At 47.7% G+C, this 14,214-nt stretch carries 13 protein-coding genes; 5 read left to right on the forward strand and 8 right to left on the reverse strand.

All coding sequences use genetic code 11. The annotated features are described in order from the left end of the window. Positions 1–28: 28 nt before the first annotated feature. Positions 29–985: an XdhC family protein gene (locus tag LEPBO_RS0111435; RefSeq protein WP_017287703.1), complete on the reverse strand. Its 957-nt coding sequence runs from the start codon at positions 983–985 to the stop codon at positions 29–31. A 3-nt stretch (positions 986–988) separates the two neighbouring features. Continuing rightward, complete coding sequence (locus tag LEPBO_RS0111440; protein ID WP_144056187.1) at positions 989–1,558, reverse strand: hypothetical protein; 570 nt, start codon at positions 1,556–1,558, stop codon at positions 989–991. Positions 1,559–1,711: 153 nt separating this feature from the next. On the opposite strand from LEPBO_RS0111440, the gene LEPBO_RS36825 reads away from it, so the two are divergent. Continuing rightward, a complete protein-coding gene (locus LEPBO_RS36825) occupies positions 1,712–4,576 on the forward strand; it encodes a methyl-accepting chemotaxis protein (protein WP_017287706.1) in 2,865 nt (954 codons plus the stop codon). 62 nt (positions 4,577–4,638) lie between these two features. Further along, positions 4,639–5,706, forward strand: coding sequence for a potassium channel family protein (locus LEPBO_RS0111455; RefSeq protein WP_017287707.1), 1,068 nt, complete (start codon positions 4,639–4,641; stop codon positions 5,704–5,706). Positions 5,707–5,822: 116 nt separating this feature from the next. On the opposite strand, the gene LEPBO_RS36830 is transcribed toward LEPBO_RS0111455, so the two are convergent. The 5 genes from LEPBO_RS36830 to mgtE form a co-directional block, all read right to left on the reverse strand. Next, positions 5,823–6,173, reverse strand: coding sequence for a type II toxin-antitoxin system PemK/MazF family toxin (locus LEPBO_RS36830; RefSeq protein WP_017287708.1), 351 nt, complete (start codon positions 6,171–6,173; stop codon positions 5,823–5,825). Next, on the reverse strand, positions 6,174–6,404 hold the full coding sequence (locus LEPBO_RS0111465; RefSeq protein ID WP_017287709.1) for an Arc family DNA-binding protein: 231 nt from the start codon (positions 6,402–6,404) through the stop codon (positions 6,174–6,176). 45 nt (positions 6,405–6,449) lie between these two features. Beyond that, the gene (gene crtH, locus LEPBO_RS0111470; RefSeq protein ID WP_017287710.1) at positions 6,450–7,952 is read right to left on the reverse strand and encodes a carotenoid isomerase; all 1,503 of its coding nucleotides are present in this window, start codon (positions 7,950–7,952) and stop codon (positions 6,450–6,452) included. 77 nt (positions 7,953–8,029) lie between these two features. Then, positions 8,030–9,025, reverse strand: coding sequence for an aspartate carbamoyltransferase catalytic subunit (locus LEPBO_RS0111475; protein WP_017287711.1), 996 nt, complete (start codon positions 9,023–9,025; stop codon positions 8,030–8,032). A gap of 258 nt (positions 9,026–9,283) precedes the next feature. Continuing rightward, positions 9,284–10,636, reverse strand: a complete 1,353-nt coding sequence (mgtE, locus tag LEPBO_RS0111480; RefSeq protein WP_017287712.1) for a magnesium transporter — start codon at positions 10,634–10,636, stop codon at positions 9,284–9,286. A gap of 302 nt (positions 10,637–10,938) precedes the next feature. Here mgtE and LEPBO_RS40000 point away from each other — a divergent pair, with 302 nt between their 5' ends. The 3 genes from LEPBO_RS40000 (at position 10,939) to LEPBO_RS36845 (ending at position 13,428) form a co-directional block, all read left to right on the forward strand. Continuing rightward, the gene (locus tag LEPBO_RS40000) at positions 10,939–11,424 is read left to right on the forward strand and encodes a GerMN domain-containing protein (RefSeq protein ID WP_144056188.1); all 486 of its coding nucleotides are present in this window, start codon (positions 10,939–10,941) and stop codon (positions 11,422–11,424) included. Positions 11,425–11,571: 147 nt separating this feature from the next. Next, positions 11,572–11,694 (forward strand): hypothetical protein, encoded by a 123-nt coding sequence (locus tag LEPBO_RS44405; RefSeq protein ID WP_036044547.1) that lies wholly within the window; start codon positions 11,572–11,574, stop codon positions 11,692–11,694. A 90-nt stretch (positions 11,695–11,784) separates the two neighbouring features. Next, entirely contained in the window at positions 11,785–13,428 is a 1,644-nt protein-coding gene (locus LEPBO_RS36845) for an MBL fold metallo-hydrolase (protein ID WP_017287714.1), read from the forward strand. On the opposite strand, the gene msrA is transcribed toward LEPBO_RS36845, so the two are convergent. After that, positions 13,413–14,057: a peptide-methionine (S)-S-oxide reductase MsrA gene (gene msrA / locus LEPBO_RS0111495; protein WP_017287715.1), complete on the reverse strand. Its 645-nt coding sequence runs from the start codon at positions 14,055–14,057 to the stop codon at positions 13,413–13,415. The genes LEPBO_RS36845 and msrA overlap by 16 nt on opposite strands. Between the last annotated feature and the right edge of the window lie 157 nt (positions 14,058–14,214).

The raw sequence follows: 14,214 nt of genomic DNA on the forward strand, positions 1-14,214 counted from the left end.
ACGAAAGATACTGATGCTGAGTTTAAGGCTATCTGCCGCCGCTGCTGTTTGCCGTTCTCAATCTTTCTGACAGCGATCGACCTGTTCCTCCCCGTCGCACCATAATCAACTCTGCACAGATACTCACGGCAATTTCTTCTGGCGTTAAGGCTCCAATCTCTAATCCAATCGGTGCGTAAATCGATCGTAATTTCTCCGGGTCAATCTCCAACGTCTGATAAACCTTTCTCACTCGCTTCTCGCTGCCGATCATGCCCAAATAGCGGCAAGGCAATTTTCGATTCAATAAAGCTTTTAATGCAGCAAGGTCGTACTGATAACCGCGTGTTACTAAAGCTGCATAGAGTTCCGTGTGATTCGCAAGTTCATCGACAACTTGCTCGATCGCACAATGAGCAACTCTTGCCTGCGGATACAACTCTGCATTTGCCCACTCTGCTCGATCGTCTTGCACAATTACCTGAAATCCAACCAAATCTGCAACCTTTGCCAACTGAATACCGCAGTGACCCGCTCCGACAATCAGCAGCGTTGGTGCAGGGTGCAGCGTTTCGATAAAGGCTTGCTCCGGGCAGTCTTGCGACAAATAAGGAAAGCGATCGTCAAAAGGAGTCACGATCGATACTGCCTGTCCCGATTCCAGCATCGTCATCATTTGACGAACTAGAGAAAGCGATCGCTCACCTTGCCAGCGTTCTAACCAAACTCGCATCATGCCACCACAGATTCCTTGAGTTTCTCGGTTTGGTGCACCTGTCAGATCGATCTCAACCCATTGTTTACGACCTGTTTCGAGAATGGCGCGAGCTTGCTGAATCACTTTCGCTTCCCCTGCACCGCCCCCAATCGTTCCCAAAATGCGACCATCTGCACAAATCAGCATCTTTGCACCCACTTCACGCGGAACAGAACCTTGGGTTTGAATCACGGTTGCGAGTACCGCAGGCATGGTTTCTAGAACTTGCGCAAATTGGCGATCGAACATGGACTATTCACATCCAAACTGACTTTGTTGACGGCATTGGCGATCGCCTTGAATCGTACCATTCAAGCTTTCTAGAGGCAGTATCGTGAAATGATAAAACTTTCGCCCGTCATTTGCTTCTTTGAAGGCAGTCGTGCGATATCCAAACTGCTTGCCGCGAAAATATCGATTTTCTACTGAATGATAGTCAACCTTCGCGATATATTGCGAGGCTCGAAAATCATTGGCGATCGCACTGCTATAAATCCGGCGAATCAAATCCAAATTTTGCCGAGTAAATCCAGCAAACGGCTCAGCCGTAGCGAATGCGATTGTTTCTCTTTGCGAAATTTTATCTTGACGATCCGGACTCATCGAAAACACAACCGTACCATTAGATAGCGTGGCTTGACTCGTATAGAATGGCAACCCACTTAACTCAGCAATCCCTCGACCTAACGGCGATAAAAGCGAATGTTGTTTCGCCCAATTTTTCACGGTTTGCACAGAATTACCCGGAACTGCGTGTGCAGAAGTATTGAAATTACACAGTAGAGAAAATCCGACACTCAGAATAATCAGATTGCGTTTCATAGATGGCGAGCAAGACAACACCGAATGCTACAGCATAAAATTCAGCGAATCCTGATGCATTCAAAGTTTTCCATACGGAAAAACTCAGTGCAAAAAACACACTCAAAATACCCAGATCTCCTTTAATATTCAATTGCCGAAATACTCGCACCTATGTTAGACAGTCGCCGTCCTAGTTCTCAATCTCCAAAATCTCGTCCTGCTTGGATCAACTGGTTCTACAACTTACCAATCGGGCGCAAACAACTTCTCGCCTTAACGCTGTGTGAATTCATTCCCATGGTGGGATTTGGGATTGGCTCGACCTTCGTGCTCACCAACAGTTTGAGAACTCAACTGCTGTCTCAAGCCAAATCCGAACTCGCGGTCACGGAAACGAACTACAACATCAAAGTCAATCAGATGGGATTCGGCTCTCGGGGGCAATCTGACAATTCCGCCGTGATCGCAGCGACTAAAAATCATCAAAACAATCAAGCTCCACCTGCGGACTTGCAAAAGATTTTGCAAAACGAAGTCAAAGCCCGCCGCATGGAATATGCCACGCTCGTCGGCAAGGATTTACGCATCATTGCCAGTGCCAATAATTCGCGATCGAAGGAAACGATCACTTCACCCAAACTCGTCGCCCTGATTCAGCAAGTTCTCAAAGACGGCAATCAAATCAAAGCCAACGAAATCGTCAGTGGAGACGAACTCAGCAAAGAAGCTCCACCGCTTCCAGACGGATTCAAACCTCAAGATGCTTTAATTCGCTATGTCGTCACGCCCGTCCGTGATCCTGATAACGAGAACGTTCTCGGCGTGCTGATTTTTGGAGACATTGCCAATCGCAAACTCCCGATCGTTGAAAATACCCTCAATTCATTTGGTGGCGGCTATAGTGCGATTTATCTACGCCGCGCAGATGGTAACTTTAGCTTAGCTACCTCACTCACAAAAGACGATTCCCAACAGTCTCAAATTGATGTCGCACTGGCTGATCCTGCGATTCTCCAATCCGCGATCGCGACCAACGGAGAAACTGTGACTCAACGACTTGAGATTAATGGACAAATGCATACTGTCGCGGTCAAAGCTTTGCCAAATCGAATTATCGAAACCCCAGAGCGAGCCGTTCGCATCAATGCGGATCAACCCACTGCGCTGATTGTCCGGGGAACTCCTGAAGGCGCTTTGAATCAATTGCTCTGGGAGAGTATGCAGCAACAAGGCATGGCGTTTGCGCTGGCATTCGTGACGATCGTGGCTTGGACGGCTCTGTTCCGTCGCATGGTCGTCAAACCGATTCAGAACCTTCAGCAAACGACAGAAGCATTTGCGGACGGGGATCGCACAGTCCGAGCCGAAATCTATGCGAAAGATGAAGTCGGGAAACTGGCGATGGCGTTTAATCACATGGCGGATAGCATTCGGTCTTCGGAAAGTGCGCTCGAAACGGAAGTTTCGCGTCAAGAAGAACAGACCCGAGAAGCCAGAGCCTTGAGTGAGATTACGGTGCGAATGCGGCGATCGTTGAATGCTGCTCAGATTTTGCAAACGGCAATCACTGAAACTCGGAATTTTCTCAAGCTCGATCGTGTGATTGTGTATCAATTCCAAAATCCGGAAACGCTTGATGCGCTGATCTCGAATGAATCGATCGGCAATGAAAGCTTTAGTGTCATCCATCAATCCATTCAAGATCCCCTAGGACTGCAACGCATTGAGCAATATCAGTTCCAGTCACCTTGGGTGATTCAGAACTCAGCTGCAGAACCCAACGATACGTACAGACAGCAAGCCGCAACCCTGAATACAAAAGCTGAACTGATCGTCCCGCTCAAGCAGAATGAGCAAGTTACAGGATTAGTGTGTGCTCAGATGTGTAATTCCCCGCACAAGTGGCAACAATCTGAGGTCAATTTCCTGTCTCAACTGGTGACACAAATCGGTTACGCGCTCGATCAAGCAAATCTGCTTCAAGAGCACCAACGCGCGCTACAAGATGCCGAAACTCGCAAAGATTCCTTACAGCGGCAAATCATTCAACTCTTAGGCGAAGTGCAAAACGTTTCCGCCGGAGATTTGACCGTGCATGCCAATACGAATGCTGGTGATTTAGGTATCGTCGCAGACTTCTTTAATGCGATCGTCGAAAATCTCCGCACGATCGTTGTCAAAGTCAAACAATCGTCTGCACAAGTGAATGACCTGCTCAGCCAAAACGAAGGCGAAGTCGAACAGCTTGCCGTGCAAGCGAGACAGCAAGCTCAGGAAACAATTCGGACGTTAGATTCGGTTGAGCAAATGACGCAAGCCATGCAAGCTGTAGCAGAACGGGCGCAAAAAGCTGCGATCTCTGCCGAACAAGCTGCGATCGCGGCTGAATCTGGCGAAACGATCATGGATTCAACCGTGACCAGCATTTACAGCCTCAGAGCAACCGTTGAAGATGCGACGCGCAAAGTCAAACAACTCGGCGAATCGTCTCAACACATTGGACGAGTCGTATCGCTGATTAATGATTTAGCAACTCAAACGGATTTACTCGCCATTAATGCCAGTATTGAAGCAACTCGCGCTGGCGAACACGGACGAGGATTCAGCATTGTGGCAAATGAAATTGCAGAATTAGCCTCTCGATCAGCAAATGCAACTCGCGAAATTGCTGCCATTATTGAAACGATCCAACAGCAAACGGGTGAAGTTGTAAGCACGATGACGCATGGTGCAACTCAAGCCGTCGAAAGCGCTCATTCTGCCCGCAATGCGAAGCAGAGCTTGCTGCATGTGGTTCAAGTCTCTCAACAGATGGATCAGCTCGTGAAATCGATTTCGGAAACGATGGCAGCTCAAGCGATGACTTCTCGCTCAGTCACGAGCTTGATTCAAGAAGTTGCCGAAGTGTCAAATCGCACATCTGATTCTTCGCTGCGAGTTTCAGATGCATTGCGGCAAACGGTTGGTGTAGCTGAAGAACTGCAATCCTCAGTGGAAATGTTTAAAATCCAGGCAGGCGATCGAGCAGATATATAGCGAACATTCAAAAGCGCGATCGATCTGCGAAGATAAGCATCCAATCTTGTTGAATCGTCATCATGCAATCCCCACTCAGGCGAATTCTCACGGGAGTCATCTTCTTTCTCATCACAGTTTTGGCGGCAACAGGCGGCTATATTTTAGCGGGCTGGTCGCCGCTCGATGCGATCTATATGGTTGTGATTACGGTGTTTGGGGTGGGCTTCGGGGAAGTGCAACCGATTAATACACCCGCTCTGAAGGTCTTTACCATTTTGGTGATCATTAGTGGCACATCTTCAGCCGTATATGCGGTTGGAGGATTTGTGCAGATGATTACAGAAGGCGAAATCAACCAGCTTTTAGGAAAACGACGTATGACGCGCACGATCGAAGGTTTGAAAGACCATGTGATTATTTGCGGCTTTGGGCGTATGGGTCAAATTCTGGCAAAAAGACTGACAGACTCGCTCGTTCCGTTTGTGGTGATTGATAACAATGCTGAGCGGATTGAGCAAGCCGAAACGTTAGGGTATTTGGTCTACACCGGCAATGCAACCGATGACACTGTGCTGTATCAAGTGGGTATCGATCGAGCAAGAGCTCTAACAACCGTTCTCCCAGATGATGCGGCAAACGTTTTCATTACGTTGACAGCCCGTGAACTGAATCCCAAATTAATGATTGTGTCGCGGGGTGAATTGCCTTCAACTGAAAAGAAATTACGTTTAGCAGGCGCGGATCAAGTGGTGCTTCCGGCTTCAATTAGTGCGTTCCGTATGGCACATATGATCACTCATCCAGCGACACTCGATTTCTTCAGCCAAGGCGATGAGCGCGCGACGTTGAATGAGTTACTAGGACAACTCGATATTCAAGTCGATGAATTGCTGATTGATTCAGCGTCTGGACTAATTGGAGCAACGATCGGGGATATTGAACTTCGGGGCAAAGGCACGATGATTATTGTGGCGCTGCGACGAGCGGACGGGACAACGGTGACGCATCCGTCTCAGTCTACTTTCTTGCATGAAGGCGATGCCGTGATTATCTTAGGTCATCAAGTGGATATGCCGCATGTGATGCGGAACTTAGGTGCGCGTCGAAAAATGCGGTATCGCGGCTCATCGCGAGTCTGGAAAGGCTAAAGCCCCAAATCAACAGCAACTCGATGCGCGCAGGCAAACCCCGAGAATGCCACTGCATTTAAACCTTGTCCCGAAAATGTGCTATCTCGTACACAGTAAAGATTCGCGATCGCGGTTCAAGATTCATCAGGTTGTACAGGCTTCAACATCTGCCAAATTGCTGCATCAACTTGCACCAGATATTCTGACTCTAGCTGTCCAATCTTGCGGATGATGCGTTTTCGATCGATTGCCCGCATTTGGAAAACCATTGCGACTGACGGTAAGGTCAACCCATTCTGCTTCGACGGCTTGATTTCTACCGTAAATGAGAAACGAAGCGCACCTAAAGAAGATGTGATTGGGATAACCATCAACATTGGGGAGTTTCCAAGATCGGTCTGTACTGCGATCGCAGGTCGGTTGCCTTTTTTTTCTCGCTTATCTGAATCTGGCAGACTGACCAGGAGAATGTCTCCTCTTGCCATCTAGTTTTCCTGAGATGCCAGTGTTGCGTCTAAATTGATCCAATCCTCATCGCTTGCAGCTTCCCAATCCGCAAATTCTTGTGCGAGAGATGAATCGTCGATCAAGGAAGCAAGCAGTGAGACAATTTCGCTATTGACAGATTTTCCTTGTCCCTGTGCCCGATGCGCGATCGCTTGATATAAGTTGATCGGCAACGTCACTTCTGTACTAATTGTGTCTGAAGCATTCATGACATCACTAATAATGAAGACGATTGTTTACATTATGACTTAGGATTAAAGCCCCAAATCGACTGCAACTCGATGCGCGCAAGCAAAGCCCGAAAACGCGACTGCATTTAAGCCTTGTCCCGGAAATGTACTATCTCCCACGCAATAAAGATTGGCGATCGCAGTCCGATTAAATGGCATTCCGAGCAATCCAGGCAATTTCCGTGCAGGAATCGGACCATAGGTGCCATTCTCCCGTCCTAAAAATCGTCGATGCGTTCTTGGGGTTCCGACTTCTTGGTAATCTAAGCCCTGAATTAAATTCGGGAAAAGTTGAGTTAAGCGATCGATTAATCGATTCGCTGCTGCCTCTTTTTTCGCCTTATATTCACTGGGTGAAAGATTCTCCCATTCCTGCATCCAACTGGGCGTAAAGGTATGCACAATATGATGTCCTTCAGGCGCTAAGCTCGGATCAAGCAAGGTTGGAATCGAAACAAAGATTGTGCCTTGTTCGGCTTCCATTTCATCCCAAGTTTCCAGCAAAATGTGATGACATTCTACATCCGCAGGCAATGCTTCAGCTTTGACTCCTAAATGTAGACTCAAGAAACTAGGAGATTGTTGATAGCGTTGTTGCCATTTTGTTTCTGAGTTGGGCTTTTGCGATGCAGGAAGTAACTTTTCAAACGTATCCCATCGTGTTGCATTTGAAACCACTCTCTTGGCTCGCAATGTTTCACCGGATGCGAGTTTCACGCCGACTGCGCGATTGTTTTCAATCAAAATTTCTGTGACGCGCGTCTTGTATTTAATCTGACTACCCGCCTTTTCTAACCCTTCAACTAGCTTCTGCGCGATTTGTCCAACGCCACCTTTGGGATAGTTAATTCCGCCGTAATGGCGATCGCTAAACACCATGCCCGCATTGATCATCGGCGTACGATCGGCTGGCACAACTGACCAGATATAGCACTCTGCATCGATGAACTTCAGCAATTGCGGATCGTGAATGTATCGGCGGGCAATATCTCCAGCATTCTGCGGCAAGTACTTAACTAACCCTAAACAAGCAAAAGGATGCTGGAAAAACACTCGCGTCAAGTATCCCAATTCTTCAAGCGAGAGTAGCTCCATGACATTGAGACAGTTAAACACTTTCCAGCATTCATCATAAAACTGCCGAATGCCTTTCTCTTCATGGGGAAAGTAAGCGATCAATTCTTGGAGAAACTTCTCATAGTCTTTGTGAACTTTGAGATCTAACCCATCGGGCAAATGATAGTGAACTTGTACCGGATCAGGAATTGTTTCGATCGACATTCCGACCCCATCCAATGCCCGAGTCAGTAAATTGGTTGTGCCTTTATCGCCAAATCCAAAAATCATGGATGCACCGACATCAAAGCGATATCCACTATCGCGATCGAAGTATCCAGCACTCCCACCCGGAATCAAATACCGTTCTAAGACTAAAACATTTGCTCCTTTTGCCGCGAGTTGGGAAGCGGTGACTAATCCGCCAATGCCAGACCCAATCACAATTACGTCGTAGTCGGTAGAACTCATGAAATTTAGCGATCGCTCAACTTTACAGTTCTTAGTGTATAGGGATTTGGGGACGAAGTGGGGAGTCCCCAAATCTTCTACCCAACCTTCCCCCCTCCCATCAAATACAACAACGCCATCCGCACCGCTACCCCACTCGTTACCTGCTGCGAAATCAAACTCAGCACCGGATCATCCATCAAATCCGAACTGATCTCAACGCCTCGATTCACCGGGCCGGGATGCAGCACTCTCACGTCTGGATTACACAGCTTTAAGCGATCGCGCGTGATCCCAAACTGTTGATGATACTCGCGCAAACTCGGCAACAGATGGCTGGTCATTCGTTCTTTTTGCAAGCGCAATGTCATGACAAAATCTGCATCAATTAGCGCAGGCTCTAATGTCCAATGAATGAACAATTTTCGAGAAATTTCTGGATTGCTTGTTTTAACAAAATCCGCGAACTCTTTTGGCAGCAATGTCGGGGGCGCAGCTAAGTGAACTTCTGCTCCACTAGCAGTCAAGCTCCAAATGTTGGATCGAGCCACCCGAGAATGCAAGATATCGCCCACGATCGCAATTTTTTTGCCTTCGAGTAATGTCGATCGCGGTTTTTCGACATCCATCAACGAACAAATCGTAAACAGATCGAGCAAGGCTTGAGACGGATGTTCATGTTGTCCGTCACCTGCGTTGAGTACGCCGACTTTGACATTTAAGCGATCCATTTCATCAGCGATCGCTTGTGGCACTCCGGCTTCTTTATGCCGAATCACCATCATGTCCGTTCCCATTGCTAAATATGTTTTAGCTGTATCGAGAATGGTTTCTCCTTTGGTAATCGAAGAAGTACTCGCAGCAAAGTTCAATGTATCAGCTGACAGACGTTTCGCTGCAAGTTCAAAACTACTGCGAGTTCGAGTCGAAGGTTCAAAAAACAAATTTGCCACGACTTGACCTTGCAGCGTCGGAACCTTTTTAGTACGACGAGTCAACACTTCTCGAAAACTACTTGCAGTCTGCAAAACAGTGTTATATTCTTCAACCGAAAAATCGGCAAGCGATAAAACGTGGCGACGATTCCAAGACATGACTGACACTCGACAATCAAAAAGCGTCCTAATGATACGTCATCATGAAGAGCATCCGATTTTTTTGAACAAATTAATTTGCCCAAATGTGCAACACTGTTTTTGCAAAACGATGATTTGCTTTAGACGGAAGCGTTGATTTTTAGCTGGCATGTACAGATGAATGAATTGCATTCAAAATTTCTTGAAAGAGAACGGATCGTCGCATGGGAAGTTTTTATTTTCACGAGAACAACTGCTTGAATGCTTTCAAAGCCTTTAAACTCCAAGCTTCAACACATTCAAACTGAATGTAATCAGAGTCAGGAAGGTAATAAAGCCGATCGTATCGAGCAATGTCGTCACCAATGGGCCACTCACCAACGCTGGATCAAGGTTCAATCGCTTCAAGCCCATCGGTAGCAGCGTTCCCAACGTCACAGCAACAATGCTATTTGATGCCATCACAAAGCCCGCTACAAATCCAACCCACCGTTCCTCCGGCTTTGTCCAAATCAACGACAGCAATAACATCGTCAATCCCAGCGCCAATGCCGTTCCAACTCCTGCAATCAATTCTTTTCGCAGAATTTTCATCGTATCTTTTGAAGATACTTCTCCAACGCCGAGCGATCGAATCGTCACCGTCAACGCCTGAATTCCGACCGTTCCGCCCGTATTCGAGAACAAAGGCATAATCACCGCCAAAACTGGAACAGCCGCGATCGTCGTTTGAAACGGCGCGATTGCACTCGACGCTCCAATATAAAGCGCCATAATTCCTAACAACCAAGGCAACCGATTGCGAAGTTTATCGATCGGCAGCGACAGCGAAGACTCATCGCCACCGCCACCGCCAAGTTTTTGGATATCCTCGGTTGCTTCTTGTTCGAGAATATCGACGACATCATCGACCGTGATAATTCCAACTAGACGATCTTCGCGATCGACAACCGGAACCGCTAGCAAGTCATAGCGCTTCATTAACTGCGCGACTTCTTCTTGCTGCATTTCAGTCCGGGCTTTGATCACACGATCGCTGCCAATGTCCTCAATTCTGGCATCCGGGATCGAAAATAATAATTGTCGCAGCGAAACCACCTGCTTCAGCTTGCGGTTATTATCCGTGACGTAAGCGTAGTAAATCGTTTCCTTATCTCGGTCAGCGAGTCGAATCTTACTCAACGCCTCGCCCACCGTCAGTCCTTCTCGCAAGCGGACATACTCGGTCGTCATCACCCGACCTGCTGTCCCCTCGGCGTACCCCAAAATTGTTGCCGTCGCCTGCCGTTCTTCTGGACTCAGTTGTTGAACAAGCCGTTTGACAATCCCCGCAGGCAATTCATCAAATAATTCTGCGCGATCGTCAGGACGCATCGATTCGACAATTTGACAAACCTGGATATTGTGCAGCGAACCGATCAGCGATTCGCGCACATCCGGTGGCAAATACTCGAAGACATCCGTTGCCTGAGTTTTATTTAATAAGCGAAATGTAATGGCTCGTTGTTCAGGAGCCAGGTCAGAAATATAGTCGCCTACATCGATCGCAGGCAGTTCGTTTAGCTCTAACTTTAAGCGATTGAGATCCGAGATACGATCGAGCGTTGCCCGACTGTCTTGAGTCAGCATCTAACTTTCCCTCCATAATCTTCCGCGCGCTGGAAGACCTCAGAGGGTAACCAGGCTAGGAAATGCGTGTTGTGTTGCCTAAATGGACGTCGTCCATGAAATTAAAAAAAATCAACATCAATACCAGTTGCAGGCATTGCTACGCTTATGCTACCCCTGAAACAGCAATTTCACAATCTGTACAAGCGCATAAGATAGAAAATCCTATCTTTAGTCGAAAGAGACGCAGCACGATGCTCTACCGAGATTGGTATAGTTTCTCTTTCCAAGTACGGAAGCAAAAACAGGAAAATCATACGACGATGATGCGCAATCTATTTCTCTTGGGTGCCGTATTGCTGACACTGAGTAGCTGTCGATCGCCCGACCCGATCAAACTCGAAATATCTCCTTCCCCAGTTGCAGCTTCTCCGGTTGCTAAACCCACAACGAAAGGAAAGACGCTGACGATCAACATCTATCAGATTGATAGCGAATGCAATAAATTCAAAACGACCAAGGCAACCGTTCCTGCGAGTCAGCCCGTGACTCAAGCGATCGCTCAAACTTTAGAAAAAGCAAACAGTGAAAGTTTGGATGTTGCAGGATATCGCGTTAAAGTCAAATCTAGAGTGGCGACCGTCGATTTCCGTCCGGTTCCAAATGCACGAAAATCCTTAACCACGCTTGCGAACTGCGAACAACTTGCTTTATTTGGCAGTGTGCGACGCACGCTCACGCAAAATCCAGCCCTGAAAATTAAATCAGTCCGATTTACCGATCGCGGACAATTGATTAAACCGCAATAGTCTCTCCTTGGGTAAATCTGTGATTAATCTGTGATTTGATAAACTTTCAGCAATCTGGCTCTAAAATCGTTCACAGTTCGTAGCATCACTTTGTATTGTTGCTCCTGTACACTCATAAATAAAAGATTCAAAAGGTTGTAAGCGATTATGGATGTAAAACTCGTCTTACTAGTTCTCAGCGTCGTATTTACCGTCGCTTGTCTGTTCTTTGGCACGCGCAATGGGTTTTATGATACCGATAACTATCACGGCAATGGTTCCGCACACTAATCTCCAGAAAGCAGAATTCTGAGTTGCCCAATCCGTTCTCGGAATTCCGCCTTCTCTCCGCCGAATTCTGAATCGTTTTAGGGTGAATTCGTGACGCAACTGGACTGTTTTCCCTACGGTGCGGGACATGGCGACGAGGGAGTCGCACTCTTAGTTCGGATGGGTCCCTATCGGATTTTGCTGGATTGCGGACTCCCCGATATTTCCGCGCTCTCTGATAGTGCAGCCCCGCTCCCGGCAGACGTGGTTCTCTGCAGCCATGCCCATCCTGATCATGCTCAAGGCTTGCTTGCCTTATATCGATCGTTTCCCAAACTGCCAATTTACGCCAGCGAAGCAACCACTCAACTGTTGCCGCTCAACTGGATGGATGAGGCGGACAAAGTGCCGCAATTTGTCCAGGCTTTGCCTTGGCGATCGCCAGTTGAGTTTCAAGATGGTCTGACGGCTGAACTGTTTCCGGCGGGACATCTGCCAGGAGCAGCAGCGATTTTATTAACCTATGCGCCGAGTACGGGAGAACGTCCTTGCAGTGTTCTCTATACCGGAGATTTTTTCCTGTCGAATTCTCGATTAGTAGAAGGACTGCGCCTGGAAGAATTACGCGGATTGCATCCCGATGTCGTGATTATTGAAGGAACTTACGGCACGGCTCGATTTCCCCATCGACGACAGCAGGAAAATCAACTTGCAGAAAGAATCAGCCGAGCATTAAGCGATCGACATTCTGTTTTACTGCCCACTCCGATGATTGGATTGGGGCAAGAGTTGCTGATGTTGCTCAGAAGCCATCATTCGTTTACAGGGCGGGATCTCGATATTTGGGTCGATGGCATGGTCGCGGCGGGCTGTGATGCGTATTTAGATTTGCTGCCTCATCTGCCTGCTTCTGTGCAAAACTTTGCGCGTCATCAGTCTTTGTTTTGGGACGATCGCGTGCGTCCGAGAGTGCGACGATTGCATCCAGAACAGCGATCGACGGTCAGCGCGTCTCCGTGCATTGTGCTGACCGATTTCTCAGTCAATTGGGATGAGTTCTTTGACGATCAGCCAGAACGTTGGCTCACTTTACTACCGCAGAACCTTGAAGGATCTGTCTTTAACATTCCTCAGAACTATGCAGTCGAAACCTACCTGCTCGCACAGCATTGTGATGGCGCAAGCACGACGCAATTTATTCACAATCTGCGCCCTCAACACGTAATTTTCGTCCACGGAAATCCGAGCTATTTGACAGATTTAACAGGACTCGATGAGTTGCACAATCGCTACCATCTGCATTGTCCTGCATCCGGCACGCTCGTTGAGTTACCGATCGGAGAAACATTCTTACAGCCTGTCTTGCCGGAGACAACTTACGAAGGAGAAATTACAGAACTGGCAACAGAAGTCATCGTCTCTTTACCCGAGGCAATTACGGCTGATCCGCGCTGGCGATCGCTGTCTGACACTGGATTAATCGAAGCGCGTTGGCAAGGACAGGATTTAATCTTGCGGGGATTGAATCAGCGAGAATTGATGAATCAAGATCGATCGTCGATTTGGTTAGAAGAAGCTGAAAGAGATAGCTGTTTTCGCTGTCGGCATTTCCGAGGGCAACGCTGTTGGAATCCAGCATCGCCCTTGTTTAATTTCAAAGTCACGCCGGAGGGATATTGTCCCGCGTTTGAGTCGGCGCGAACCGAGCTTGATCCACAGCCGACTCAACAAGATGCAGATCACGCACCGGGATAGCAGACTTTTGTACCACCTAAGCCACAGTAGCCATTGGGATTTTTAGCCAAATATTGCTGATGATAAGCTTCTGCGTAGTAAAACTCTGGTGCGTCCAGAATTTCGGTCGTGATGGCTTTGTAGCCTGCTTTCGCCAGTTCCGCCTGATAGGTTTTCAGAGAAGCCTCGGCGAACTGACGCTGCTCATCCGAATAGACATAAATGCCCGATCGATATTGCGTTCCCGCATCATTGCCTTGGCGCATTCCCTGAGTCGGATCATGGCTTTCCCAGAAGACCTTCAGAAGTTGCTCGTAGCTGATTTTTTTCGGGTCATAGACGACGAGAACGACTTCATTATGTCCAGTCATGCCAGAACACACTTCTTGATAAGTTGGATTCGGCGTGTATCCGGCTGCATACCCGACGGCGGTTGTGTAAACGCCTTCTTGCTGCCAGAATTTGCGTTCTGCACCCCAGAAGCATCCTAATCCGAAAACGGCGGTTTCCAGACCTGCGGGAAACGGCGCTTGCAAAGGATGACCATTGACAAAGTGCTTCTCAGGAACGGGCATCTTTTCCGATCGCCCTTTTAAAGCCTCACTCTGCGACGGCATCGCTGATTTTTTCCCAAATCCAAATAACACCATTGATTTTGACACTCACGTTATTTTCCTCGGATTCTAACGCGATCGCTGATGGGGATTGCAGTGTGGATTGCCGATGTATGCAGTATCATGCTTTGAATCGCATCGGCAAAATCTAGCCTGAAATTCAGAATTTTCAGAATACTAAGATTTGTGTTCA

This window comes from Leptolyngbya boryana PCC 6306, from assembly GCF_000353285.1.
Taxonomy (GTDB): domain Bacteria; phylum Cyanobacteriota; class Cyanobacteriia; order Leptolyngbyales; family Leptolyngbyaceae; genus Leptolyngbya; species Leptolyngbya boryana.

Excerpts from the sequence above, each read along its gene's own strand:
- LEPBO_RS0111435 (WP_017287703.1), bottom strand. The coding sequence starts at position 985 with ATGTTCGATCGCCAATTTGCGCAAGTTCTAGAAACCATGCCTGCGGTA.
- LEPBO_RS0111440 (WP_144056187.1), bottom strand. The coding sequence starts at position 1,558 with ATGAAACGCAATCTGATTATTCTGAGTGTCGGATTTTCTCTACTGTGT.
- LEPBO_RS36825 (WP_017287706.1), top strand. The coding sequence starts at position 1,712 with ATGTTAGACAGTCGCCGTCCTAGTTCTCAATCTCCAAAATCTCGTCCT.
- LEPBO_RS0111455 (WP_017287707.1), top strand. The coding sequence starts at position 4,639 with ATGCAATCCCCACTCAGGCGAATTCTCACGGGAGTCATCTTCTTTCTC.
- LEPBO_RS36830 (WP_017287708.1), bottom strand. The coding sequence starts at position 6,173 with ATGGCAAGAGGAGACATTCTCCTGGTCAGTCTGCCAGATTCAGATAAG.
- LEPBO_RS0111465 (WP_017287709.1), bottom strand. The coding sequence starts at position 6,404 with ATGAATGCTTCAGACACAATTAGTACAGAAGTGACGTTGCCGATCAAC.
- crtH (WP_017287710.1), bottom strand. The coding sequence starts at position 7,952 with ATGAGTTCTACCGACTACGACGTAATTGTGATTGGGTCTGGCATTGGC.
- LEPBO_RS0111475 (WP_017287711.1), bottom strand. The coding sequence starts at position 9,025 with ATGTCTTGGAATCGTCGCCACGTTTTATCGCTTGCCGATTTTTCGGTT.
- mgtE (WP_017287712.1), bottom strand. The coding sequence starts at position 10,636 with ATGCTGACTCAAGACAGTCGGGCAACGCTCGATCGTATCTCGGATCTC.
- LEPBO_RS40000 (WP_144056188.1), top strand. The coding sequence starts at position 10,939 with ATGATGCGCAATCTATTTCTCTTGGGTGCCGTATTGCTGACACTGAGT.
- LEPBO_RS44405 (WP_036044547.1), top strand. The coding sequence starts at position 11,572 with ATGGATGTAAAACTCGTCTTACTAGTTCTCAGCGTCGTATTTACCGTC.
- msrA (WP_017287715.1), bottom strand. The coding sequence starts at position 14,057 with ATGGTGTTATTTGGATTTGGGAAAAAATCAGCGATGCCGTCGCAGAGT.